Origin of the sequence: Desulfovibrio sp. Huiquan2017 (assembly GCF_017351175.1) — a bacterium.
Taxonomy (GTDB): domain Bacteria; phylum Desulfobacterota; class Desulfovibrionia; order Desulfovibrionales; family Desulfovibrionaceae; genus Pseudodesulfovibrio.
In genome coordinates this window covers 56,208-81,726 of sequence record NZ_JAFMPN010000016.1, presented here as the reverse complement: position 1 = coordinate 81,726, position 25,519 = coordinate 56,208, and the positions used below count along the sequence as shown (strand labels likewise).

Here is a 25,519-nt window from a genome sequence, read left to right as displayed (position 1 = left end):
GCGCATCTGCGCAGGGAAGCGGTTAACCGAAAGCGGTTCGGCTGGCAAGAGGAGATTTGGCGTCGGGCCGAGAAAGTAGGTTGAAATCTGGACCGGTTCGTATACAGTAAGCCGCAAACATCATTTATTTTGCGCAACTGGAGCAATGTATGACCGGCACCGCGCCCTCTTCCGCCAGAAAGATCACCACGGCATTGATCGTCACCGGCAACATGGTCGGGGCGGGCATCTTGGCCCTTCCCGTCAACCTCGGCCCCTCGGGGCTTTTGCCTGCCGTGCTGGCCGCCTTGGCCATGTGGGCGATCATGACTTCCACCGGATTGATCATCGCCCGCCAGCCGTTCCTCAAGGAAAACGCCGACGCGGACCTGCCCACCTTTTTCGAGGCCGTGCTCGGCCCCCTGGGCAAATGGCTGTCCGTGGCCGCCAACCTGATCATTCTCTACGGCCTGCTCACGGCCTATCTGGCCGGGGTCGCCTCGGTGGCGGCCAACTCCTTTGGCGATGCCATCCCGGAATGGGACTGGCTGCTCCTCTATTTTGGCGCGGCCACGCTGCTGGCCTCCTTCGGGAGCGGGTTGCTCAGGGAATCCAACGCCCTGCTCCTGACTGTCATGTGGCTGCTCTTCGGGGTGTTGCTGATCATGGTTGTGCCGCATTTCCGCTGGGTGGACCTGGCCGCCGGGGACCTGACCTTCCTGACCTCCGGTCTGCCGATCCTGGTCATGGCCTTCAATTTCCACAACGTCATCCCGACCCTGTGCCGGACCCTGAACAATGACCGCCGGGCCATCACCCAAGCCATCTGGTTCGGTTCCGGCCTCGGGGCATTCATGACCCTGCTGTGGACCGTGGCCGTCATGGTCACCCTGCCCATGGAGTCGGCGGACGGCGTCTCCATCATCGCGGCCTTCAAGGCCGGAGTGCCCGCCACCGTGCCGCTCAATGAACTCATCCGTTCATCCTGGTTCGTGGACGCTTCCATCGGTTTCGCGGTGGTGGCCATGACCACTCCTACGCGGCCACGGGCGTGGCCCTGCTCGCCTTCCTCAAGGACGTGGCGGGCAAACGCGGGCACAATCGGGTGCTTATCTGGCTTTTGGCCTTCCTGCCGCCGGTGGGCATCGGCGTGATCTACCCGGACATCTTTCTCAAGGCCTTGAATATGGTCGGCGGTTTCGGCGTGGGCACCCTGTTTGGTATTTTGCCCGGCGTCCTCCTTGTCCGCCAGGGAACCCCAGCTCCCGGACTCGGCGGTTGGGCTGGCTGTTGGTCTCCATATTCGTTTTGGTCCTTATTGTTGAATTGGCCCAGGAAACCGGACTGTTGCAAATCGGTCCGGACGTGGAGTATTGGTCCGCACATCACTTCCATTAACGGAGAAAAAATATGACGCAAATACGGATGGAACACGACAGCCTCGGCGAAACGGCCGTTCCGGCGGATGCCTACTACGGCGTGCAGACCCGTCGCGCCCTGGACAATTTCCATATTTCGGGCATCCCCATGTCCCACTATCCCCGGCTGATCAACGCCCTGGCCTACGTCAAGATGGCCGCGGCCGAGGCCAACGCCTCTCTTGGGCTGCTGGACGAGGACAAGAGCCGAGCCATCTGCCGGGCTTGCGAGGAGATCCTGGACGGCAAACTGCATGACCAGTTCGTGGTGGACGTGGTCCAGGGCGGGGCGGGCACCTCGGCCAACATGAACGCAAACGAGGTCGTCTGCAACCGCGCCCTGGAACTTTTGGGCCACGCCAAGGGGGAGTATGAATACCTCCATCCCCTGAACCACGTGAACATGTCCCAGTCCACCAACGACGTCTATCCGTCGGCTCTGAGAATCGCGTTCATCCTGGACATTCGCGAGTTGATCGAGGCCATGGACTATCTGCGCAAGGCCTTCAGGCGGAAGGGCGAGGAGTTTGCCGACGTGCTCAAGATGGGCCGCACCCAGCTTCAGGACGCCGTGCCCATGACACTGGGCCAGGAGTTCTCGGCGTGGTCGGTCATGATCGGCGAGGATATGCAGCGCCTGGACGAGGCCCAGGCTCTGGTCCACGAAATCAACATGGGGGCCACGGCCATCGGCACCGGGCTGAATTCGCACCCGGACTACGCCCGCACAGTCACCGAGATGCTGGTCAAGCACACGACTTTGCAACTGGTTTCCTCGCCGGATCTGGTCGAGGCCACCCAGGATACCGGGGCCTATGTTCAGCTCTCCGGCGTGCTCAAGCGCGTGGCCGTCAAATTATCCAAGATCTGCAATGACCTGCGCCTGCTCTCCAGCGGGCCACGCTGCGGGCTGAACGAGATCAACCTGCCGCCCATGCAGCCCGGTTCCTCGATCATGCCGGGCAAGGTCAACCCGGTCATTCCCGAGGTGGTCAACCAGGTGGCCTTTACGGTCATCGGCCAGGATATGACCGTGACCATGGCCTGCGAGGCCGGGCAGCTTGAGCTCAACGTCATGGAGCCCGTCATAGGCTTTTCCCTGTTTCAATCCATGAACATGCTCCGCCGGGCCTGCCTGACCCTGGCCGACAAGTGCGTTTCGGGCATTACCGCCAACCGTGAACGCTGCCGCGAGATGGTCGAGCACTCCATCGGCCTGGTCACGGCGCTGAACCCGTTCATCGGCTACGAAAAGTCTGCCGAGATAGCCAAGGAGGCAATGAAAACGGGTGGTTCCGTGTACGAGATCGTTCTGGAGAAAGGGTACCTCAACCGCGAGGAACTGGACGATATCCTCAAACCCGAGAACATGGTCAAGCCGCGCTACGTGCATCGTTCCTGATCGGGGCAGCCGCAACCCGCGCCAGTCATGACAATCCGTGAACCGGCATTGCTTTTTGCCCGGACTTCCTCTACGGTTTTCTAGACAAAATCGAGATAATTTCCCGTTCCCTGTCTCCGGGGCATACGGAGGAAGCATGCGTCAACTTATAGCTCTGTTCGTCCTCGCGGTTTTGCTGGCTCTGGCCGGTTGCGGCTCCATGAATCCCTATCCGGAGCACGTCTATTCCACGCCGCCGAGCAAGGACCGGACGGGCGGGCTCGATCCCAAGACCAAGCCGTACACGGTCCTGGGCAAGACATATTATCCGCTCAAGTCCGCCTCGGGCTACGACGAAATCGGCCTGGCCTCCTGGTATGGCTCGGACTTTCACGGCAAGAAAACGGCCAATGGGCAAACCTACAACATGTATGGCGTGTCGGCGGCCCACAAAACCCTGCCGCTGGGCAGCCGGGTCCGGGTGACCAATCTGGAGAATAACCGCAGCGTGATCCTGACCATCAACGACCGAGGTCCCTTCGTCAACGAGCGCATCCTCGATCTGTCCTATGGGGCGGCCAGGAAGCTCGGCACCGTGGATAGCGGAGTGGTCAAGGTCCGGGTGACCTCGCTAACGGCGGAAGTCGTACCCACACGCCTTGCGGAACCGCGGGACAAGCTTTATCATGTCCGCGTCGGAGCCTTCGCCGTGCGGGAAAACGCCCTACACGTGCACCGGCAATTGCTTAGCGCGGGCTACCGCGGGGCGAATATCACCGTGGTGGATCGCGACGGCCAAATACTGCATATCGTCCAGGCAGGAAGCTTCCAATCCAGGGGCCAGGCCGAGCGGGTCATGGAAGCCCTGAAGGGAGATTTTCCGACCTGTTATATTATCAGTTGAAAGTTGCCCGAAGTGGTGGCATAGCTTCTCGGTTTTGTGTATGAACCCTGCGTGGGCGGCGCTTTTTAGGCTTCCCATATCTCTGGTGAGAGTGTATGACACGGAGACGTATTTGCGTGTCATATGTAAATAGTATCAATAAACCACTATAGGAGTTTTTTTATGACCAAAGCTGAACTCGTAGCCAAGATCGCTGAAAAGATCGGCACTTCCAAAGCCCAGGCCGAGGCCTCCATGAACGCCATTCTGGATACCATCCAGGAAGAGCTGGCCGCCGGCAACAAACTGACCTTGACCGGCTTCGGTACTTTCAGCGTGAGCGAGCGCAAGGCCCGCACCGGCCGCAACCCTCGCACCGGCACAGCTTTGAACATCCCGGCCTGCAAAGTCGCCCAGTTCAAGCCCGGCAAGGTCCTGAAGGACGCCGTGAAATAGCTGCGAGGCTGTTTTTGAGAAGAAAAGCCCCCTTGGTACACCAAGGGGGCTTTTCTTTCATCCGGTGAACCGGGGGGATCATTTCATGTTGCCGATCACCGCAGTCAGTTGTTCGGCCAGTTCGGCCAGATGGTCGATGGCCTTGGACGCCTCGACCATGAGGTCGTCGGTCATGCCGCAGACCCGGGTGACGTCCGCCGTGGCCGCGCTGATCTGCTCACTGGCCGAGGACTGCTGTTCGGCGGCTGCCGCGATGGAGTGGACCTGATCGGCCGTATCCTGGGTGGTGGTCAGGATGGAGGCCAGGGCCTTGCCCGAGCTGCTCGCCAGTTCGGTGCTCCGGGTCACGGAGTCCACGGCGGTCTGGGTGCCCCGCACATTTTCCCTGGCCGTATCCTGGATGCCCTTGACCGCCGCGTGGACCTCGCTGGTGGCGTGCATGGTCTTCTCGGCCAGCTTGCGCACTTCGTCGGCCACCACGGCGAAGCCTCGGCCCGCTTCTCCAGCCCGGGCTGCTTCGATGGCGGCATTCAGCGCCAGTAGGTTGGTCTGGTCGGCGATGTCCTCAATGACGCCGAGGACCACGCCGATCTCTTCGGCTCGGTGATCCAATTGCTCCATGGAGTCCTTCAGCCCGGAGGCGTGTTGCGCGACATCGTCTATGGCCCCGATGACCTTGCCGACGACGGCCTCGCCCTCGCGGGCCTGGTCATTGGCGGTGCGCGCGTCGCGGGCCGCCTCCTGGGCGAATCGGGCGACTTCGAGCACGGCGGCGTTCATCTCTTCCATGGCGGCGGCGGTCTCGGTGGTCCGATCCGTCTGCTCGCGGGTGCCCTGTTTGGCCTGTTCGACCACGGTTTCCAATTGGTGGGCCGCTCCGGCAAGCTTTTCGGAAATGGTCGTGGCCTCGCTGGCGGCCGTGGAAATGCGTTCGTTCTGGTCGAGGATTTCCCGCTCGTGGCGTTTCAGTTCGGTGGTGTTCATGTACAGGCAGCAACCGCCGATGACACGTTTTTCCACGTCGTGCAGGGGGAAGAGGTTGATGAGCACGTTGATGTCGCTGCCGTTGGCGTGTTTGAAGATCGCCTCCACGTTCATGTCGCGGGTGTCGTCGGCCATGCAGTCCGCGATCTTGGACCGCCGGTCGTCCTTGTAGAAAATTTGGGAGATCATCCGGCCGTAGAAAGTCTCGGGTCGCTCGGGCGAACCGAGCATGTCCAGGCATTCGCGGTTCAGGTAGGTCAACCGCTGTTCCGTGTCCACGATGGCGCAGGGGATGGGCAGGCCAAGCAGGATGCTTCGGGAGAAGCCGAGGCGCTCCTTGTAGCGCGAGGCCAGTTCGCCCGCCTGTGCGCCGAGGCCCGGTACGGCGGCGGCGAGGGCCTCGGTGTCGGCTTGGTCGTATTCCTCGTCGAGCATGTGTCCGAGGAATTTCGAGAGCTCGGCGGCGGGGCGTACCAGGGCGCCGTGCAGACGCCACAGGATGACCGCGCTCGACAGGGCGAAGGCCGCGAGCATGGCGGTGGCGACGGTCATGCTCATGGTGGCCGAGTCGAAGAGGAAAAAGCTGATTGCGGACGCCACGGCCGAGACGAGCAGTACGGCAGCATGGAGTCCGACGGACAATTGGAAGCAAAAAGGCGTTTTGTTGGACATGGTTTTCACTTCATGGTGCCCTGAAAAAAGAGGATTCCCCACCCCGTGGCGGGGTGGGGAACCCATTTGAGGCCGGTTCGTTCAGGAGGAAGCAGGGTGTGGGTGCTTCTACGGATTGCGGTCCTTACCTTCGGAGAGCCTCAAATTTCACGGCAGCGCCGGTTATTTTTTGTTCTTGGACATGACCTCGGCCACATGCTTCACCTGGACCTTGGAGCCCCGCCTCTTGAGTCCGCCGCGCAACTGCATGATGCAGCCGGGGCAGTCGGTCAGCAGGGTATCCGCCCCGGTGGCCTCGACGTTGTCGAGCTTCTTCTTGAGCAACTCGGCCGAGAGTTCCGGGAACTTCATGGAGAAGGTGCCGCCGAAACCGCAGCAGACCTCTTCCTCGGCGCACTCCACGTATTCCATGCCGCTCTTTTCGATGAGCTGACGCGGCGCGTCGTGCACGTCCAGGCCCCGGCACAAGTGACAGGGCGCATGATAGGTAGCCTTTTCACCTGTCTTCGTAAAGCCCTTTGCATCCACCTTGAGCACATCGTTCACGAAGGACGAGTAGTCGATGATCTTGGCCGAGAACGCGTCGGCACGGAGCTTCAGCGAAGGTTTGTCCATGACCAGCTTCGGATAGTTGTGCTTGAGGTGCGAGGCGCAGGAAGCGCACAGGGTGACGATGTAGTCGTAGGCGTCGGGCTCGAAGGCGCGCAGGTTCTGCTGCGCCACGTCGCGGGAGGCCTTGATCTCGCCCATCATCTGCACGGGCAGGCCGCAGCAGGACTGCTGCTCCGGGAACTCCATGGCCACGCCGTTGGCCGCGAAGACGTCCACGGCGGCCTGCATCTGCTCGGGGTAGACGAAGTCCTGGACGCAGCCCGAGAACAGGGCAACGCGGTACTTGGGATTCTCCACCTCGGGCCGGTTTTCCTTCCACCAGTCGCGGAACGGAACCTCGGCGATGGTCGGCAGGGCGCGGAATCCCTGTTCCTTGGAGAAGATCATGGGCAGATGGCGGATGAATCCGTCTTTTTCAGCCACGGGCTTCTGTCCCCATTTGGCGGTGCGCAGCAGGGTGTGGAACAGCTTGCGGTTGCGCAGGACCTTGCCGAGCAGCAGGCTGGGCAGCGGATGGCCGTCCTCGTCCTGGATGCGCGCATGGATCTCCTTGATCAGGCGCGGCAGGTCGATGCCGCCCGCGCAGACGTCCTTGCACGCCTCGCAGTTGATGCAGTTCTGAACCAGGTTCTTGGCCTTTTCCTTGCCGTGGAAGAAGTAGGTCAGGATCAGGCCGATGGCGCCGATGTAGATGTGACCCATCTTGTGGCCGCCCACCATGCGGTAGACGGGGCAGACGTTGGCGCAGGCGCCGCAGCGGACGCAGCGGTTTACCTGGGAGAACAGCGGGTCCTTGAGCAGCTCGGAGCGGCCGTTATCCAGAATCACGAAGTGAATTTCCTTCTTGCCGTCTTCCGCCGCCAGGCATTCGTTGTTGCCGGTGATCCAGGTCACGTAGGAAGTGATCTGCTGACCGGTGGCGTTGCGCGGCAGGACCTTCAGGATGCGCAGGGCGTCGTGCAGGGTCGGCAGGAGCTTGTCGATGCCCATCAGGGCCACGTGGACCCGGGGCAGGGTGGTCACCAGGCGGGCGTTGCCCTCGTTGGTGACCAGCCCGATGGAGCCGGTCTCGGCTATGGCGAAGTTGGCGCCGGTGATGCCCATGTCCGCTTCTACGTACTTCTGACGCAGTTCGCGGCGGGCCACCTTGACCAGCTTTTCGATCTCGGTGTCCTGCTTTTTGCCGGTGACCTCGGTAAAGAGGTCGCCCACCTGATAGCGGGAGAGGTGGATGGCGGGCATGACCATGTGAGACGGTCCTTCGTGGCGGAGCTGGATGATCCACTCGCCCAGGTCGGTCTCGGTCACTTCGAGCCCTGCATCCTCCAGATCGTGGTTGAGCAGCGTTTCTTCCGCGGTCATGGACTTGGACTTGACGATCTTCTTACAGTCGGCGTCCTTGGCGATCTTGGTGATGATCCGGTTTGCCTCGTCCCCGTCCTTGGCGAAGTGCACATGGACGCCAGCCGCTTCGGCATTCTTGGTGAATTCCCGAAGCAGTTCCTCGGCGTGCTGTCCCGCATCGTCCTTGGAGCAGGCGATCTCGTCGATCAGGCTGCGGGTATCCATGCCCTTGAAGGCGTTGGCCCGGCTGGCGCGGTAGGCGACGGCGAAGTTGTCCAACGTGGTCCGCAGGAAGTCATTGTCCAGGGACTCGCGCAGTTCGGCGCGGTATTCTTTCAGATCATGGGCTTTCTGCATGACTAGTCCTCCAGGATCAGGATGTGCAGTTCAAGGGGGCCGTGGACGCCCAGGGCCAGGACGCGCTCAATGTCGGAAGTCCGGCTGGAGCCGGTGATGAAGGCCATGTAATCCGGCGTTTTCTTCATCCGCGTCAGCATCAGCTTTTCCACGGCGTAGGTGTTGGCCTTGATCTTGGACTTGGGCAGCATGCAGACATGGAACTCGCTGACCATGGTGGCCAGGCGCAACTCTTCGCTCGGGCAGTCGACCATCAGCGTGCCGGTGTCGGCGATGCCGTACTCGGCAGAGGTGAACCCGATATCCACACCGGCCAGATGGTCGCGCATCCCCTTGTCAATGCACTCGAATCCGGACTTTTTGGCCTGGGCCTCCAGCTTCTCGTACAGCTCGGGCTTGAGTCCCGGGGCGGCGATGACCTTTTTCTGCTTGGCGTCGCAGAGCGTTTCAGCCTTGTCGGACAAGGCGCCGTCGCAACCGCTGATCAGGAGCTGGCAGGCTTCCTTTTCGCCACACAGGTTGATGACGTATTTGATCGCATCGTCTTCACTGGCGATGCAGCTTACCTTGGCGGAGACGAGCTCCGCCTTTTCCACGAATGTCTGGTACAGGTCTTCCTTGGAAGGCATGATACCTACCTCCATGCATGTTTGACCCCAGGTCCCTCCGGGCCCCCTCAACGGGTCGGGTTACTTGACGAGCGCCATGGCCTCGCGGGCAATGGCCAGTTCTTCGTTGGTCGGGATAACCCAGATCGTCACCGTACTGTCGGGGGTGCTGATTTTGCGGGCTTCCTTGGAACGGGTTGCGTTCACTTCGGCGTCGATTTTCATGCCGAAGGGTTCCAACCCCTTGATGGTTTCGGCGCGGACGATGTCGTCGTTCTCGCCGATCCCGGCGGTGAATACTATGGCGTCCACCCGGCCGAGCACGGCCAGGTAGGAGCCGATGTACTTGCGGGTCCGATAGGTCTGGACGTCCAGCGCCAGCTTGGCGCGTTCGTCACCCTTTTCCACGGCCGCATGGATGTCGCGCATGTCGTTCATGCCGCACAATCCCTTGAGGCCGGATTCCTTGTGCAGGATATTGTCGATGGCGGCGATATCCAGGCCGCGGTTCACGGCCAGATAGTTGTGCACCGCCGGGTCCACGTCACCGGAGCGGGTGCCCATGACCAGGCCTTCCAGGGGCGTCAACCCCATGGAGGTGTCCACGCACAGGCCGTCCTTGATCGCATCCATGGAGGCGCCGTTGCCCATGTGGATGGTGATCAGGTTCATCTCTTCAAGCGGCTTGCCCGTGAGCCGGGCGCACTCGGTGGCCACGTACTTGTGAGAGGTGCCGTGGGCGCCGTAGCGGCGGATGTGGTCCACCTCGTAGTACTCGTAGGGCAGGGCGTACATGAAGGCATGGGGCGGCATCGTCTGATGGAAGGCCGTATCGAAGACCAGAACCTGGGGCACGCCGGGGAACAGCTTGGCCGCATCCTTGGCCCCGCCCAGGTTGGCGGGGTTGTGCAACGGGGCCAGCCGCTCGGTCTCGGTCAGGTCGGGCCACATGTCCTCGGTGATGATCACCGGTTTGTTGAACTTTTCGCCGCCGGCCACCACACGGTGGCCGACAACATCGATTTCATCCATGGAGCAGACGGCGTTCTCGCCCTTGCAGATCAGATCAATGGACATTTCGAGTCCCAGCCCGTGAGTCGGGATGGGTTGCTCGATTTCGGTTTTGACCTCCTTGTCCGTGCCGGGGAAGGTCTTGCTGGTCAGGCTGCCCATCTCCTCGCCGATGCGCTCCACCAGGCCGGAGACCATGACGGATTCATCGCTCATGTCGATGAGTTGGTACTTGATGGAGGAACTGCCTGAGTTGATCACGAGAACTTTCATCTATTCACCTTTTTCTGCCTGGGCCTGGATGGCCGTAATGGCGACTGTGTTGACGATATCGGGGACGGTGCAGCCACGGGACAGGTCGTTGACCGGCTTGTTCAGGCCCTGGAGGACCGGGCCAATGGCCACGGCGTTGGCGGCCCGCTGCACGGCCTTGTACGTGTTGTTGCCGGTGTTCAGGTCCGGGAAGATGAACACGGTGGCCTTTCCGGCCACGTCGGAGTTGGGCATCTTCACGAGGGCCACGTCCGGGTCGATGGCCGCATCGTACTGGATCGGTCCCTCGATGGGGTAATCCAGGCCGCGCTCGACCATGAGCTCGCGGGCGATCTTGGTGGCCTCGATGACCTTGTCCACATCCTCGCCCTTGCCGGAAGAGCCGGTGGAGTAGCTGAGCATGGCCACGCGGGGTTCCACGCCGAAGATCTTGGCGGTCTCGGCGGAGCCCAGGGCGATCTCGGCCAATTGCCGGGCGTTGGGGTTGGGGTTGACGGCGCAGTCGCCGTAGACCAGCACGCGGTCCTTGAGGCACATCAGGAAGACGCTCGACACGATGGAGCAGCCGGGCTTGGTCTTGACGAACTCGAAGGCGGGCCGGATGGTGTGGGCCGTGGTGTTGATGGAACCGGAGACCATGCCGTCGGCAAAGCCCTTGTGGACCATCATGGTGCCGAAGTAGGTGGGATCGGACATGCGGTCCCAGGCCATTTCGGCGATGACGCCCTTGTGCTTGCGCAGCTCCAGGTATTCCTCGGCAAAGGGATCGAGCAGGTCGGAGTTGACCGGGTCGATGATCTGTGCGCCGGAGATGTCCACGCCGTACTTGGAGGCGTTATCCCGGATGGTCTGCTCGTTGCCCAGCAGGACGACCTCGGCGGCGGCACGGCGCAGGACGATGTCGGCGGCGCGCAGGATGCGCTCCTCGGTGCCTTCGGGCAGGACGATGCGTTGCGGGTTGCGGGACGCCTTGTCCATGAGCGAGTACTCGAACATTTTGGGCGTGACCTTGGTGGAGCGCTGTTCGACCACGCGGTCGCGCAGTTCGTTGACGTTCACGTGCTGGGCGAAACCGCCGAGCGCGGTGGCGATGCGCTGGTAGTCGTCGGCCTCGATGCGCCCGTACAGGGAGTTGAGCTCCTGCACGGTCTGGTAGGTGTGGCCCTTGGCGGACAGCACCGGAACCGGCACGCCGGTCCAACCCTCAATGAGCTTGTGCACATTGACCGACACGGGCAGGCCGCCGGTCAGGACGATGCCCGCGATGTCCGGGTAGGCGCTGGACAGCCGGGAGGCCAGGCTGGACAGGATGATGTCCGAGCGGTCGCCCGGGGTGATGATCAGGCTGCCCGGCCGGATGTATTCCAGGAAGTTGCCGATCTGCATGGCCGCGACCACATAGTTGTCCACCAGGCTTTGCAGGCCGGAGTGCCCGTAGAGCACGTCGGCGTCGAGCCAGCGGCGGACGTCGTTGATGGACGGCTTGCCCAGGGCTTCTTCCTCGGGAATGACGTAAACGGGCATGGGCTCCTGGCCGCCCTTGCGCTCGATGTGGCTGACCAATTCGTCGGTCATGCCCTCGGGCGCGCGGTTGACCACGCAGGCCAGGGAGTCCACGCCCTTTTCAGCCAAAGTGTCCAAGGTGGTCTGGGTAATGTTGACCACTTCCTCCGGGGCCTTCTCGCGGCCGGACGTAACCACCAACATGGGGGCACCGATGTTGGCGGCGATGTCTGCGTTGAGGTCGAATTCAAAGGCTGGGTCCTTGCCCTTGAAGTCGGTTCCCTCGCAGAGCACGAAGTCGTACTGCTCTTCCAGCGTCTTGTACTTGTTGAGGATATTCTCAAGAACAAGAGCGTGCTGGCCGGAGTTGATCAACTCGCGGGTCTGCTTCAGGGTGTAGGCGTAGGTGTCTTCATAGGGAATGGACAACTTGAAGTGATCGATCATCAGAGCGATGTCGTGGTCCATGTTCCCCGCTCCCGGATCATTGATGATGGGCCGGAAGATGGCGACGTTGTGGAGTTCCCTCGTGAGCATCTGCATGACGCCGAGGACGATGGCGGACTTGCCGCTACGTTCTTCGGTGGCGCTCACGTACAGGTTCTTGGACATGGTCTTTTCCTTGTGTTTTGCCGTTGGTTATCCGTTATAAGGAGTCGGCATAGAGCTCAATGACATGTTTGACGCTCATGTTGGCTCCTTTTTGCGATAGCATGTCCGTGATTTGGATCATGCAGGCCGGGCAGCTGGTCGCAGCAACCTGGGCCTTGGACGCGATGATGTTATCCGCCTTGCGGCTGCCGATTTCCTTGGACAGCTCGTAGTGGGCGATATTGAAGCTACCGCCGCAGCCACAACAGGTGCCCGCGTCGGTCATTTCCTTGAAGTCGCACCCGGCCGCCTTGATCACGGTCCGGGGCTGGGCCGTTATGCCCAGGGAGTTCTTCAAGTGGCAGGGGTCATGGTAGGTCACACTCTTGCCGCCTGCAAGGGCCTTGGGCTCGACCTTCAGTATATCCACGAGGAATTGGCTGATGTCCATGGTTTTCCCGGCCAGCGCGTTGATGTCTTCCGCGCGGGTGGAATCGCCCTTGTACATGTGGGGCCACAGTTCCTTGATCGTGGAGGTGCAGGACGCGCAGCCGGTGACCAGGTAGTCGAACTCCCCGTTTTTCAGCCGGTCCACGTTCATGTCCACCAAGGTATTGAAGGTGGCCGTGTCGCCGCTGGACAGGACGGGGATGCCGCAACAGGCCTGGCCGGACGGCATATACACGCCTACGCCGTGGTGGTCGAGCACCTTGAGGATGGCTTCGCCCACCTGGGGGTAGATCTTGTCGATGACGCAACCCACGTAGAAGGCCACGCGCAGGCCGGAGGAGCCGGCCGGGGTGTCCATCTCGGGGACCAGCTTGTGGAACGGCTTGCTGGCCAGGGTGTTGAAGTGCCGGTCGGCGATGATCGGCGCGTTGAACCTGGCGCAGGAGGAGCCGAGCATGTCGTCCACTTTTTTGGTGAAGATTCCCTGGAACTTGGAGCCCATTTCGGCCAGGGCGTTGAACAGCTTGGGATTCTTCAGCAGACCGCGGAAGATGGCCTTCTTGACCGGGGACAGGCCGAAGTAGCCGACCATGATCGCGCGGGCCTTGAGGAAGATGTCCATGACGGACACGCCGGACGGACAGTTGGACTGGCAGGTTCCGCAGAGCAGACAGCGGTTGAGCTTTTCGTTGACGCCCTCCGGATCGGTGAGCATCTCGGAGGCAAGGCCGTCGAGCAGGGCGAGCTTGCCCCGGGTTACATCGGCTTCCTTACCGCTTATTTTGAAGATCGGACAGACCGCCTGGCACATGCCGCAACGCATGCACCCGACCAACTGGTCGTCCAGTTCCTTGAACATTTGTGCTAGTTTATGGATATCGGCCATGGTCATCACCTATTCGGCGCCGACGATTTTATCGGGGTTGAGGATGCCTTTGGGGTCAAGGACGGACTTCATGCGGCGAGAGTAGGCCAGGGTGGCCTTGGAGGTCTCCTGGGCCAGGTACTTGGACTTGGCCAGGCCGATGCCGTGTTCGCCGGACAAGGTGCCGCCCATGGACAAGGCCTTGTCGAAGATCATGTCGATGCCCTTTTCCACGCGCAGCCACTCTTCCTTGTTGCGCTTGTCGGTCAGGATGGTCGGGTGCAGATTGCCGTCGCCCGCGTGGCCGAAGGTGCCGATGGTCAGGTCGAGCTTTTTGGCGATTTCCTCCAGGGCTTCGATCATGGCCGGGATCTTGGAGCGCGGCACGGTGGCGTCTTCAAGCACACAGGTGGGCTTGAGCTTGGCCAGTGCGGGCAGGGCGTCGCGGCGGGCCTGCCAGACAGCGTCCCGCTGGGCGGCGTCCTTGGCGACCGTCAGTTCGGTGGCCCCGTTCTCCTTGCAGATCTTCTCGACCATGGCGGCCTCGTCCTCCACCTGTGCGGGGTGGCCGTCCACCTCGATGAGCAGCAGGGCTGCGGCGTCCACGGGCAGACCGGCACCGCGGAAGTTCTCCACCGTGCGGATGGTGAAGTTGTCCATCATTTCCAGGGTGGCCGGAACGATCTTGTTCGCGATGATGGACGCCACGGTCTCGGAAGCGGCCTTCATGGACGGGAACACGGCCATCATGGATTTGGCAGCATGCGCCGGGGGAATCAGCTTGAGGATGATCTTGTCGAATACGCCGAGCGTGCCTTCGGAGGCGACCATCAGTCCGGTCAGGTTGTAGCCGGTGACGCATTTCACAGTGCGGGAACCGGATTTGACCATCTCGCCGTTGACGTCCCAGAAGTCCACGCCCATGACGTAGTCCTTGGTTACGCCGTACTTCAGGCCGCGCAGGCCGCCCGCATTCTCGGCCACGTTGCCGCCTATGGTGGACACGGCCATGGAGCCCGGATCCGGGGGATAGAACAGGCCGCGCTTGGCCACTTCGGTCGCGAACTGGGCGGTGACCACGCCGGGCTCGACCACGGCGTACATGTCTTCCTCGTTGATTTCGAGGATGCGGTTCAGGCCGTTGGTCAGAACGACCACGCCGCCGGGATGGGGGATGGTGCCGCCGGACAGGTTGGTGCCCGCGCCGCGAACGGTCAGGGGCAGGCCGTTGTCGTTGCACAGCTTGGTTACGGCACCCAGGGCCTCGCTGGTCCGGGGACGGACCACAAGGGCGGGAACTACAGAGTCGAGAACGGCGGCGTCATAAGAATAGGCGTGACGGTCGGTCTCACCAGTCATAACGTTTTCGGCACCGGCTATGGTTTCGAATTCTTTGATAATCGCTTCTTTGGACATGATCGACTCCTAAGAAAATGATGATCTCCGGGGTTGTTTCCGGAGCTTGTTTTGTTGGGTTGAAGTTTTCACTTCAGGGTCTTGCAAGGGGAGGCGGGCGGCAACCCGCCTCCCTTTCGATCTCCTTGCGTTAGAACAGGCCGGGCAGGAACACGAAGCTCATCAGCGTCGCGACGATGCCCACCACGATGCCGTACAGCAGGAACGGCCATACGGTCCGCTTCAGGATGGCGCCTTCCATGCCGGACAGGCCGACAACGGCGCAGGCGGCGACGATGTTGTGGATGCAGATCATGTTGCCCATGCCGCCGCCGACGGCCTGTGCGGCCACGATGATCTGGCGGGGCAGCTCAAGCTGGGAGGCTACGCCCCACTGGAACTCGGCGAAGAGCAGGTCGGACACGGTGTTCGAACCGGTAATGAACGCGCCCAGGCCGCCCACGAACGAGGCGAACATGGGCCAGGCGTTGCCGGTGATGGCGGCGACGGCCTTGGCCATGGTCAGGGGCATGGACGGATAGTTGTTCGGGTTCAGGGCCGCGTCAACGATACCGGAGCCGCGGAAGATGGAGACCAGGGCGACCGCCGCGAACAGGGCGATGGTCGGGTTCTTCATGGTCGCGAAGGCCTGGGACCAGGCGAGCTTGACCTTGGCGGCGGGCATGCCGTGGATGAGCACGGTCAGCAGGGCGACCAGGACGAACGGAATGGTTCCGGGCAGGTACAGGTACTGGATGGAGGCGCTGACGGACTTGAAGCCCAGGATGTTGCTGAACTTGATGGCCTGGCTGGCGAGCAGACCCTTGAGGCCGAGCTCGGGAATACGGGTCACGACCAGGATCAGGCCGATGAGGATGTAAGGCAGCCATGCCTTGAACTGGCTCATGTGCGCCTTGAACTCGGCGCCATCGGAGGACACGGAACCGGTCCATTCGGGATCCCACTTGGAGGAATCGCCGAAGTCCCAGGAAGTCTTGGGCATGCAGAAGCCCTTCTTGGCGCCGATGATGATGATGCCCAAGCCGACCAGACCACCGATCAGGGACGGGAACTCGGGACCGACGTTCCAGGCGAAGATCAGGTAGGGCACGGAGAAGGCCACGGCGGAGAAGATGCAGAACTTCCAAGCGGCGAAGCCGGGCTTCCAGCTACGCTCGGGGCCGAAATAGCGGGTGATGAAACCGAGCATGAAGATAGGCAGGATGAAGATCATGCCCAGGTTCATGATGGTGGCCCATTGGCCGACCAGCAGGTTGAAGTCGCCCATGTTGGCGAAGTTCAGGCCGGGAGCACCGGCCTTGACCGCGGCGTCCACGCCGGGGGCCAGGAACTTGAGGCCCAGGACGACGGGAGTGCCGACCGCGCCGAAGGTGACCGGGAAAGAGTTGAAGACCAGGCAGATGATGGCTGCGGCCAGGGGCGGAAAGCCCAGGGAGAGCAGCAGCGGGGCGGCCAGGGCGGCGGGAGTGCCGAAACCGGCCGCGCCTTCGATGAAGGCGGCGAACATGTAGCCGATGATGATGGCCTGGATGCGCCGGTCGGGAGTGATGTTCTGCATGCCGTGCTGGATTGTCTCCATACCGCCGGAATGCTGCAGGGTGCGCAAGATCAGGATTGCGCCGAAAACGATGATCAGGATGCCGATGGCCGTGATGAACCCTTGCAGGGTCAGGGCAGCGACATAGGCCACGGGCAGTTGCCAGGCCAGGATTGCACCGACCGCCGCAGTCAGCCACGCCAGGGGCATGGCTTTAGTGGCGGGCCAGCGCATGCCGACCATGAGGATGAGCGCCACCAGGATGGGCAGCAGCGCGATCAACGCAAGCACTTCGATAGACATTAAACAAACCTCCATGGGTGTGAGGAACAACCCTCACGGTTCAAAACAGATGTGCGGGGCGGGTCAGGCGAAGCCTCCGCAACAACCCCGCCCCGCACATGCCTCTAACTATTATCTGCCGTCGTCACAGGGTTCACCCGAACCCGGGGCTTCGGCCGACACACCGGTTTCGCATGCGGCAGGCTCTTCCACCTCGGCCTTGCCGTAGTCGGCTTCGGCCAGATGGGTGAGGATGGCGTAACGGTCGGCGTAGTCCTTCTCCAGTTTTTCGCGGAACGCCTTGGAGAGTTCCGGGTGGAACCGTTCCAGCATGGCGTAGCGGTTTTCGCCCGACAGGAATTCCTGAAGGGATCCGTCGGGAGCCTTGGACTCCAAGGTGAACGGATTCTTGCCCTGCTGGGTCAGTTCGGGGTTGAAGCGATACAGGGGCCAGTAGCCGGAGGCCACGGCCAGCTTCTGTTCGAGCTGGGTCTTGCCCATGCCCTTCTTGATGCCCTGGTTGATGCACGGGGCGTAGCAGATGATCAGCGAGGGTCCATTGTAAGCCTCGGCTTCCTTGAAGGCCTTGATGAGCTGCTGCTTGTCCGCGCCCATGGCCACGGAGGCCACGTAGACGTAACCGTAGGTCATGGCCATGCGGCCCAGGTCCTTCTTGCCGGTGCACTTGCCTGCGGCTGCGAACTTGGCGATGGAGCCGAGCGGGGTGGCCTTGGAGGACTGTCCGCCGGTGTTGGAGTACACCTCGGTGTCCATGACCAGGATGTTCACGTCCTTGCCGGAGGCGATGACGTGGTCCACGCCGCCGTAACCGATGTCGTAGGCCCAGCCGTCACCGCCGAAGATCCACACGGATTTCTTGGTGAACAGGTCGGCATCGGCCGCGATTTCCTTGAGGGCCTCGTCGGTGGCGCCGTTCAGGGCGGTCTTCAGGGCCGCGCCGGTCTTGGCGGAGCCTTCGGCGTCGTCCTTGGCGGCCAGCCAGGCTTCCAGGGCTTCCTTGACCTTGCCGGTGGCGGAAGCGGCGGCCGCTTCGCACTTGGCGATCAGGGTCTTGCGGCGGCTGTTCACGCCCATTTCGATGCCGAAGCCGAATTCGGCCGCGTCTTCGAACAGGGAGTTGCCCCAGGCGGGGCCAAAGCCGTCGTGGTTGGTGCAGTAGGGGGTGGACGGTGCGCTCGCGCCCCAGATGGAGGAGCAGCCCGTGGCGTTGGCGATGATCATACGCTCGCCGAAGAGCTGGGTCAGCACCTTGACGTACGGGGTTTCGCCGCAGCCGGAGCAGGCGCCGGAGAATTCCATGAGCGACTGCTTGAACTGGGAGCCCTTGACGGAATCACGCTTGAAGGCGTCCTTGTAGCTGACCGTCTCGGTGAAGTCGAAGTTGGGGACCTGCGCATCGGTCTGGGTGGCGATGGGCTTCATGACCAGCGCCTTTTCCTTGGCCGGGCAGATGTCGGCGCAGTTGCCGCAACCCAGGCAATCCATGGTGTTGACCTGCATGCGGTACTTCAGTCCGCTGACGTCCTTGCCCTTGGCGTCCTGGGTGACGAAGGTCGCCGGGGCGTTCTTCATTTCATCCTCGGAAACCAGCACCGGGCGCAGGGCGGAGTGCGGGCAGACGAAAGCGCACTGGTTGCACTGGATGCAGTTGTCGGCGATCCATTCGGGGACCTTGATGGCCACGCCGCGCTTTTCGTACTTGGAAGTGGACAGCGGCACGGTGCCGTCCTCGGAGAAGACGGAGACCGGCAGGTCGTCGCCCTTCTGGGCCAGGACCGGGCGCATGATGTTCTTGACGTATTCGGGCTCGTCGGCTTCGGGCTTGACGTCGTCGGCCAGATCCGCCCAGGCGGCCGGGACCGGAATCTCGACGATGGCGTCCGCAGCCTTGTCCACGGCGGCGCAGTTCATCTCAACGATCTTCGGACCCTTCTTACCGTAGGCCTTGTCGATGCCGTCCTTGAGCAGGCTGACGGCCTGATCGAAGGGAATGACGTCGGCCAGTTTGAAGAAGGCGGTCTGCATAACCATATTGATGCGGCCGCCCAGGCCCACTTCGCCGGCGATCTTGACCGCGTCCACGGCGTAGAACTTGAGGTTCTTCTGGGCGATGGTCCGGCGCATGGCGGCGGGCAGTTCCCTGTCCATCTGTTCGGCGGTCCAGGGGCAGTTCAGCACGAAGGTGCCGCCGTCCTTGATGCCGTCGAGCACGTCGTACAGGTGCACGTAGCTCGGGTTGTGGCAGGCGACGTAGTCGGCCGAGGCCACCAGGTAGGTGGACTGGATGGGCTTGTGGCCGAAGCGCAGGTGGGAGATGGTGATGCCGCCGGACTTCTTGGAGTCGTAGGCGAAGTAGCCCTGCGCATACATGTCGGTGTTGTCGCCGATGATCTTGATGGCCTGCTTGTTCGCGCCGACCGTCCCGTCCGAGCCGAGACCCCAGAACTTGCACTGGACGGTGCCTTCAGGGGTGGTGTCCAGGGTCCCGGTCGTGACGAGGGAGGCGTTGGTGACGTCATCCTCGATACCCACGGTGAAGTGGAACTTGGGGGCGGAAGACGCCATGTTGTCGAACACGGCCTTGGCCATGGCGGGCGTGAACTCCTTGGAGCCCAGGCCGTAGCGGCCGGCGGTGAGGACGGGACCGTTGCCCCGTTCCAGGAACACGGTGCTGATGTCCTGGTACAGCGGATCGCCCAGGGCGCCCGGCTCTTTGGTGCGGTCGAGCACGGACACGTACTTGGCGGTCTCGGGCAGAACGGCCAGGAAATGCTTGGCCGAGAACGGGCGGTACAGGCGGACCTTGATCAGGCCGACCTTTTCGCCTTCGGCGGTCAGGCGGTTAACCACTTCTTCGATGGTCTCGCAGGAGGAGCCCATGGAAATGATCACGCGCTCGGCATCGGGCGCGCCCACGTAGTCAAAGGGCTTGTAGGCGCGGCCGGTCAGGGCGGACACCTTGGCCATGTACTCCTCGACGATGGCCGGAATGGCGTCGTAGTGGGAGTTGGAGGCCTCGCGGCCCTGGAAGTAGATGTCCGGGTTCTGGGCGGTGCCGCGAATGTTCGGATGCTCCGGGTTCATGGCGCGTTTGCGGAAGGCGGCCACCTTGTCCATGTTCAGGAGCGGCTTCATGTCGGCGTAGTCGATGGTCTCGATTTTCTGGATCTCATGCGAGGTGCGGAAGCCGTCGAAGAAGGAGACGAAGGGCACGCTGGCCTCGATGGTGGACAAATGGGCCACCAGGGAGAGGTCCATGACTTCCTGGACCGAAGCGGCCGCGAGCATGGCGAAACCGGTCTGGCGGCAGGCCATGACGTCCTGATGGTCGCCGAAGATGGACAGGGCGTGAGCAGCGATGGCCCGGGCGGACACGTGGAAGACACAGGGCAGCAGTTCGCCCGCGATCTTGTACATGTTCGGGATCATCAACAGCAAACCCTGGGAAGCGGTGAAGGTGGTCGTCAGCGCGCCGCCGGCCAAGCCGCCGTGCACGGCACCCGCCGCGCCCGCTTCGGACTGGAGCTGGCGAACTTCAAGGGTCTGCCCGAAAATATTCTTGCGACCTTGAGCGGCCCATTCATCGGCGATCTCGCCCATGGTGGACGAGGGCGTGATGGGGTAGATGGCGGCGGTTTCACTCATGGCATAGGCCACCCATGCGGCGGCGGTGTTGCCATCCATCGTTTTCATCTTGGACATTGGATTCTTCTCCTATTGTGGGTCGTCGGGATTTCTCGGCGTCCGCCGAGCGAACCCGTTCGTTTGATGACACGGTGTATACTCAACATCCGTGCCAAGTTTGTGAAAATTTAAATCAGCCGTTTTTACAATGTGTTACAAAGAGAGGAAGTGAAAGAGGACGTTCCCGGCAAAGGGGGCAGTCTGAAAAATAGGACGAAATTTCGATTGCGGACATGATAAAAGCTCGACGCATGGGGTTTTGAGCGTAAAGCGGAGGCGCAAGGGAACGAACCAGGGGCGTCCGGAAAAACGGACAAGCCGGAACAGACCGGAATACGGGGCGTTTGGGGTTCACCCCTCCGTGGATCGAGCCCAGGCCGGACAGGCCTCTAACACGGCCTTCTGGATTGGGCAAGTTTCGGTATGTGCGCCCTTCAGGTAGCCGGAACTCATGAGAAACTCGCCGACGATCTCGCCGCCCACGAATTTGAAGCGGGTTTTGAACAGTTTGACCCAGGCCGCTTTTTCCAAAGGGTGGTGGGCATCCAGCCAGGCCTTGAAGGAGCCGTATTCGCGTTGCAGGTCCAGGATGGCGCCCGCGTTGTGGATGGCCGCATCGACCTTGAGGCGATTGCGGATGATGCCTGCGTCGGCCAGGAGCCGGGCCCGGTCCGCTTCGCCATAGGCGGCCACGGTGGGGATGTCGAATCCGTCGTAGGCTTTGCGGAAGTTTGGTTCCTTGTTGAGTATCGTCCGCCAGCTCAGCCCCGCCTGGTTGATCTCCATGATCAGCAACGCGAACAGTTCGCCGTCGTCCTCGATGGGAAAGCCATAGCGGGTGTCGTGGTACGCGCGGTCCACATCGTCCGTGTCGCGGGACGCGCAAAAATCGCAGTAGGAAGCGAAGTCTGCCATGGGTTTTCCTAAAGGGACAGGCCGTACTTCTTGAGCAGGCCGTAGAAATGTGAGCGGGAGAGTTTGGATACGTCGAGTATGCGGGGCAGGTCGCCGTCGCATTGGCGGATGAGCTCACCGAGGTAGACCTTTTCCGCAGTGCTCTTGAAATCCCGCAGTGTCGGCAGTTCCTGCTCGAAGATGTCCTCGAAGATATCCTGTCCGATTTTTCGGACAGGCTCCGTGTCCGGAGGGAACAGGGCTTCTTTTTCGGGCGGGGTGTTGGTCAACCGCTCAATTTGGGCCTTGGCGATCTGGATGCGCAGTTCGCGCGGCAAGTGCATGGCGTAGAGGGTTTTCTCGGTACCCGAGGTGACCACGGCCCGCTCCAGGATATTGAACAGTTCGCGGACGTTGCCCGGCCAGTCATAGCTTTCCAGGGCCGGGTTGAAGTCCGAGCCGAAGGACTTGGGCGGCATGGCGTACTGGCGGCAGAGCTGGTTGACCCGATATATGCACAAGGGCTTGATGTCCTCGGGCCGTTCCCGGAGGGGCGGCAGATGGATATGCATTGTCTTGAGGCGGTACAGCAGGTCCGAACGGAATGTCCCCTTTTCGACCATCTCGTCCAGGTCCCGGTTGGTGGCCGCCACCAGCCGGAAGTCGCTGGTCTGCTCGCGGGTGTCGCCCACCGGGCGGAAGGTTCGTTCCTGGAGGACGCGCAGAAAGGCCTTTTGCATGGACAGCGGCATTTCGCCCACCTCGTCCAGGAAAAGGGTGCCGCCGTCGGCCAGTTTGACCAGTCCGATGCGGTCGGCCTGAGCGCCGGTGAAGGCCCCTTTGCGGTATCCGTAGAGAGTGGATTCCAGCAGGGATTCGGTCAGCCCGGCGCAGTCCACGACCACGAAATTGCCGGACTTGCGCTTGGAGTTGGCGTGGATGGTGGACGCGAACAATTCCTTGCCCGTGCCGGTCTCGCCGGTGATGAGCACATTGGTCTCCGACCGGGCCGCCTGGGACAGGAGGTTGAAGCTGACCCGGATGATCGGGCTGTCGCCTACCACGCCGGTGAGTTCCAGGCCTCGGTCTCCGTCCCGGTCGCGTTTTTCCTCGTGGTATTTGAGGGCGCGGCCCAGGGTCAGGGAAATTTCGCGGATGCTGGACGGTTTGAGCAGGTAATCCCAGACGCCGCCCCGAATGGCCAACTCCGCACCGTCCGGGTCGCCTTTGCCGGTCAGGATGATGACTTCGGGCGGATCGGGCAGGGCCATGATGTCCGGCAGGATATCCAAGCCGTTTCCATCCGGCAGGCGGACGTCCAGAAAGATCACGTCGAAGGCCTTCTTGCGCATCAGCCGCAGCCCGGAGTCCAGGGTGTGGGCCGAGACGCAGTCATGGGTCAGCCTGGTGATCAGGCTCTCCATGGTCTCGCAGACATCGAGGTCGTCGTCTATGATCAATATCGCCGCCACGTCACTCCCCTTGTTTCTCGTTGCTCAGCACACTGCTGATGACCCGGGACAGATCCTGTTTGTCGTAGGGTTTGATAACCACCAGACGGATATTCGGCAAGCCCGCAGCCGCCGAAACTGCATCTTCGCGGCCGGAAATGAGAATAACCGGCAGGTCCCGGTCGATGACCGCCAGCCTTCGGGCCAGCTGGGTGCCGCTCATGCCGGGCATATCGTAGTCGGTGATGACCAAGTCGAATTCGTCGGGCATGTCGTTGACCCGGCGTAGGGCCGCGAGCGGGCTTTCCTGGCCTTCGACCACATAGCCCATGGTTTCGAGCAGGCGCGGCGTGGTCTGGAGTTGGTCCACGTCGTCTTCCACAAAGAGGATATGAGCGCCGAGGTTGCGTGGCGCGCTGAACAGGTTCACGTCGCCGCACTGGTCCGCGTCGCCCTTGGGCAGGTATATGGAGAACGTCGTGCCGCCGCCTTCGCGCGGCTCGACCTGGAGGCCGCCCTTGTGGCTGTGCACGATGCCGTGGACGACCGCCAGCCCCAGTCCCGTGCCCTCGGTCTTGTCCTTGGTGGTGAAGAAGGGATCGAAGATTTTGTCCGCGATGTCCAAGGGGATGCCCGGCCCGTTGTCCTCCACCACCAGGCGCACGTATTCGCCCGGGGCCAGTCCGATCATGTCCGCGTCCTCACGCGAGACCTCGGACTGGTCCAGCCGGACCTCGATGGTCCCGCCCGTGCGGCGTAGGGCATGGAAGGCGTTGGTGCACAGGTTCATGACCACTTGGTGGATCTGGGTCGGGTCGGCGTACACGCAGGCCAGGTTGTCTTGGATGCGCGAGCGGACCTCGATCTTGCGCGGCATGGAGGACTTGAGCAGTTCGATGGCCTCGGTGATGACGCCGCTTACGTCCGTGGGCCGGAATCCCTCGGTGGACGGACGGCTGAAGGCCAGAATTTGCTTGACCACCCGGCCGCCGCGTCGGGCCGCCTTGAGCACCCGTTCCAGATCCCTGGTGGTCATGGACTCCGGATCCAAGTCGCTCACGGCCAGTTCGGTGGAGTTGATGATGCTGGTCAGAATGTTGTTAAAATCGTGCGCGATGCCGCCCGCCAGCGTGCCGATGGCCTCCATCTTCTGGGATTGCAGCAATTGTTTTTCCAGGTTCAGCTCGGTGGTGATGTTGTCGGCCATGGAGAGTATGCCCACGATTTGGCCGGAACGGTCGGTGATGGGCACCTTGGTGACTTCGATCCAGGCCGGATCGCCCGCCGCGTTGACCAGTTTGCGCCGTTCCTTGTGGAATGCCTGGCCCTTGCGTATGACCTCTTTGTCCGCGTCCGTGGCCCAGGAGGCGTACTCCAGATCCTTGACGACCTCGTTGATGACCCGGTTGACGATACCCGCCCCGTGTTCCAGACCGAAGAATTCCGAAAAGGCCCGGTTGGTGCCCAGGTACCGCCCGTCGGCGTCCTTCCAGGACACCAGTTGCGGAACCGTGTCCATCAGCGTCTCCTGGAAGGCCAACTGGTCCTTGATCTTTCGTTCGACCTTGCGCCGTTCGAGCATGGTCAGGGTCAGGAAGATGAGCACGAGGACCAGCAAGACGAAGCTGACCATAATGGTCCAGAACACTTCCTTGGAGAGTTCGTAGAATGCCTTGGGGGCATTGAGTATGCGGCTTCCCTTGGGCAGCAGGTTCATGTCCAGCTTGAGCCGCTTCATGACCTTGTAGTCGAAGATGTATTCTCCGGTGGTTTCGCGGGACACCGGGATGTCGTCCGGGCTTTTGCCGTCCAGGATTTCCATGGCGATTTTCGCGGCCCGCCGTCCGTGCAGATAGCCCGAAAGCATGTTTCCGCCCACGGCGCCGGTGCCCGCCAGGAATTCCCAGGCCGTGTAGATGGGCATGCTCGACCGCGCGTAGATGGCCTGCATGGCCTCCTCGGCAGTCAGGAAGCGGCCGTCGATAACCTGGTAGTAGGGGATGAAGAAGAGGAAGGAGTCGGCGGGCAGGTTGGCGACACGCTCCAGGACGTTTTTCAGCGACATGTCGGTCCAGTATTCGGCGATGAGCGGCACCTTGTAGCGTGCCAACTGGTCCTGGACCTGACGCTTGATGGCTGCACCGGCCGTGGACGAGTCGCCGACAACGATGATGCGTTTTTTGCCCTTGTGCAGGCGTAGGGCCACGTCCAAGGTCTTGGACAGGTCGAAGCTTTCGATGACGCCCGTGGCATCGTCCGAGTCCGTGTCGTCGGTGTTCAGGAAATTAACGCCGCAGTAAACCAACGGCACGTCCGGGAAGAGAATGTCTTTGTACTGGGTGACGAACGAGTAGGCGTCGTTGTCCGACGTCATGATCATGTCGAACTTTTCGTTCTTGAATTTTTCCTTGTAGAGCCGCAGGAGCATGCGGGTCACATCTTCGTAGTTGTAACGCTTCGCGTCCATGTATTCGATCTGGAGGTCGATCTTATAGTGGCTGTTCTCCAGGACCGAGCGGATGCCGCGCATGATGGCGTCCGACCACTGGTAGCCGTGATGGTAGGAATTCAGGCACAGCACGCTTTTCTTGGGTTTCTCGACCGCGCCGAGCGCAGGCGGGACATGCAGGGCGCAGAGGCAGGACAGCAACAGGATCAGACAGAGTATTTTACGCATGGTAGCTCTTTTTGGCATTTCTTGTGCAAGGAAAAGTCTGGCAAAACGGCGACGTCGAGACGTATGCAAAGGATGGGCCTTTGCCTGTCGAAGTCAAGGCGACGCGCTCCGCGCACTGTCACCTTCCGCCGAAAATGCGGGCAAGGGAATGATATATTCCCGCGCAGTGG

At 61.7% G+C, this 25,519-nt stretch carries 15 protein-coding genes and 1 pseudogene; 4 read left to right on the top strand and 12 right to left on the bottom strand.

Going from position 1 to position 25,519, the window contains the following annotated elements; translation table 11 throughout:
• Positions 1 to 149 precede the first annotated feature (149 nt).
• The 4 genes and pseudogenes from J0909_RS14570 (at position 150) to J0909_RS14555 (ending at position 4,117) form a co-directional block, all read left to right on the top strand.
• A pseudogene (locus J0909_RS14570) lies at positions 150 to 1,393 on the top strand (aromatic amino acid transport family protein).
• Positions 1,390 to 2,799 (top strand): aspartate ammonia-lyase, encoded by a 1,410-nt coding sequence (gene aspA / locus J0909_RS14565; RefSeq protein WP_207263934.1) that lies wholly within the window; start codon positions 1,390 to 1,392, stop codon positions 2,797 to 2,799. Before J0909_RS14570 ends, aspA begins: the two are co-directional and overlap by 4 nt.
• A 136-nt stretch (positions 2,800 to 2,935) precedes the next feature.
• Positions 2,936 to 3,682 (top strand): septal ring lytic transglycosylase RlpA family protein, encoded by a 747-nt coding sequence (locus J0909_RS14560; RefSeq protein ID WP_207263932.1) that lies wholly within the window; start codon positions 2,936 to 2,938, stop codon positions 3,680 to 3,682.
• A gap of 162 nt (positions 3,683 to 3,844) precedes the next feature.
• Positions 3,845 to 4,117 carry an HU family DNA-binding protein gene (locus J0909_RS14555; protein ID WP_071544172.1) on the top strand — a complete coding sequence of 91 codons (273 nt, stop codon included), beginning with the start codon at positions 3,845 to 3,847 and terminating at the stop codon, positions 4,115 to 4,117.
• A 78-nt stretch (positions 4,118 to 4,195) separates the two neighbouring features.
• Here the strand turns inward: J0909_RS14555 and J0909_RS14550 are convergent, their stop codons facing one another.
• From J0909_RS14550 to J0909_RS14495, 12 genes are all read right to left on the bottom strand, one after another.
• Positions 4,196 to 5,773, bottom strand: a complete 1,578-nt coding sequence (locus tag J0909_RS14550) for a methyl-accepting chemotaxis protein (protein ID WP_207263930.1) — start codon at positions 5,771 to 5,773, stop codon at positions 4,196 to 4,198.
• 162 nt (positions 5,774 to 5,935) lie between these two features.
• Positions 5,936 to 8,086: an L-lactate dehydrogenase (quinone) large subunit LdhH gene (gene ldhH, locus J0909_RS14545; RefSeq protein ID WP_207263928.1), complete on the bottom strand. Its 2,151-nt coding sequence runs from the start codon at positions 8,084 to 8,086 to the stop codon at positions 5,936 to 5,938.
• 2 nt (positions 8,087 to 8,088) lie between these two features.
• Positions 8,089 to 8,715, bottom strand: a complete 627-nt coding sequence (locus J0909_RS14540) for a LutC/YkgG family protein (RefSeq protein WP_207263926.1) — start codon at positions 8,713 to 8,715, stop codon at positions 8,089 to 8,091.
• A 60-nt stretch (positions 8,716 to 8,775) separates the two neighbouring features.
• Positions 8,776 to 9,978 carry an acetate/propionate family kinase gene (locus J0909_RS14535; protein ID WP_207263925.1) on the bottom strand — a complete coding sequence of 401 codons (1,203 nt, stop codon included), beginning with the start codon at positions 9,976 to 9,978 and terminating at the stop codon, positions 8,776 to 8,778.
• On the bottom strand, positions 9,979 to 12,093 hold the full coding sequence (gene pta / locus J0909_RS14530; protein ID WP_207263923.1) for a phosphate acetyltransferase: 2,115 nt from the start codon (positions 12,091 to 12,093) through the stop codon (positions 9,979 to 9,981).
• Positions 12,094 to 12,127: 34 nt separating this feature from the next.
• Complete coding sequence (locus J0909_RS14525) at positions 12,128 to 13,408, bottom strand: (Fe-S)-binding protein (protein WP_207263921.1); 1,281 nt, start codon at positions 13,406 to 13,408, stop codon at positions 12,128 to 12,130.
• 9 nt (positions 13,409 to 13,417) lie between these two features.
• Entirely contained in the window at positions 13,418 to 14,803 is a 1,386-nt protein-coding gene (locus tag J0909_RS14520) for an FAD-binding oxidoreductase (protein ID WP_207263920.1), read from the bottom strand.
• Positions 14,804 to 14,933: 130 nt separating this feature from the next.
• Positions 14,934 to 16,643 (bottom strand): L-lactate permease, encoded by a 1,710-nt coding sequence (locus tag J0909_RS14515; RefSeq protein WP_207263919.1) that lies wholly within the window; start codon positions 16,641 to 16,643, stop codon positions 14,934 to 14,936.
• Positions 16,644 to 16,754: 111 nt separating this feature from the next.
• Positions 16,755 to 20,345 (bottom strand): pyruvate:ferredoxin (flavodoxin) oxidoreductase, encoded by a 3,591-nt coding sequence (gene nifJ, locus J0909_RS14510; RefSeq protein WP_207263918.1) that lies wholly within the window; start codon positions 20,343 to 20,345, stop codon positions 16,755 to 16,757.
• A 333-nt stretch (positions 20,346 to 20,678) separates the two neighbouring features.
• On the bottom strand, positions 20,679 to 21,242 hold the full coding sequence (locus J0909_RS14505) for a DNA-3-methyladenine glycosylase I (RefSeq protein WP_207263917.1): 564 nt from the start codon (positions 21,240 to 21,242) through the stop codon (positions 20,679 to 20,681).
• 8 nt (positions 21,243 to 21,250) lie between these two features.
• A complete protein-coding gene (locus J0909_RS14500; RefSeq protein WP_207263916.1) occupies positions 21,251 to 22,693 on the bottom strand; it encodes a sigma-54-dependent transcriptional regulator in 1,443 nt (480 codons plus the stop codon).
• Position 22,694: 1 nt separating this feature from the next.
• Positions 22,695 to 25,349, bottom strand: a complete 2,655-nt coding sequence (locus J0909_RS14495) for a hybrid sensor histidine kinase/response regulator (RefSeq protein ID WP_207263915.1) — start codon at positions 25,347 to 25,349, stop codon at positions 22,695 to 22,697.
• Between the last annotated feature and the right edge of the window lie 170 nt (positions 25,350 to 25,519).

Coding starts and splice junctions, on each gene's coding strand:
- aspA (WP_207263934.1), top strand. CDS start 1,390: ATGACGCAAATACGGATGGAACACGACAGCCTCGGCGAAACGGCCGTT.
- J0909_RS14560 (WP_207263932.1), top strand. CDS start 2,936: ATGCGTCAACTTATAGCTCTGTTCGTCCTCGCGGTTTTGCTGGCTCTG.
- J0909_RS14555 (WP_071544172.1), top strand. CDS start 3,845: ATGACCAAAGCTGAACTCGTAGCCAAGATCGCTGAAAAGATCGGCACT.
- J0909_RS14550 (WP_207263930.1), bottom strand. CDS start 5,773: ATGTCCAACAAAACGCCTTTTTGCTTCCAATTGTCCGTCGGACTCCAT.
- ldhH (WP_207263928.1), bottom strand. CDS start 8,086: ATGCAGAAAGCCCATGATCTGAAAGAATACCGCGCCGAACTGCGCGAG.
- J0909_RS14540 (WP_207263926.1), bottom strand. CDS start 8,715: ATGCCTTCCAAGGAAGACCTGTACCAGACATTCGTGGAAAAGGCGGAG.
- J0909_RS14535 (WP_207263925.1), bottom strand. CDS start 9,978: ATGAAAGTTCTCGTGATCAACTCAGGCAGTTCCTCCATCAAGTACCAA.
- pta (WP_207263923.1), bottom strand. CDS start 12,093: ATGTCCAAGAACCTGTACGTGAGCGCCACCGAAGAACGTAGCGGCAAG.
- J0909_RS14525 (WP_207263921.1), bottom strand. CDS start 13,408: ATGGCCGATATCCATAAACTAGCACAAATGTTCAAGGAACTGGACGAC.
- J0909_RS14520 (WP_207263920.1), bottom strand. CDS start 14,803: ATGTCCAAAGAAGCGATTATCAAAGAATTCGAAACCATAGCCGGTGCC.
- J0909_RS14515 (WP_207263919.1), bottom strand. CDS start 16,643: ATGTCTATCGAAGTGCTTGCGTTGATCGCGCTGCTGCCCATCCTGGTG.
- nifJ (WP_207263918.1), bottom strand. CDS start 20,345: ATGTCCAAGATGAAAACGATGGATGGCAACACCGCCGCCGCATGGGTG.
- J0909_RS14505 (WP_207263917.1), bottom strand. CDS start 21,242: ATGGCAGACTTCGCTTCCTACTGCGATTTTTGCGCGTCCCGCGACACG.
- J0909_RS14495 (WP_207263915.1), bottom strand. CDS start 25,349: ATGCGTAAAATACTCTGTCTGATCCTGTTGCTGTCCTGCCTCTGCGCC.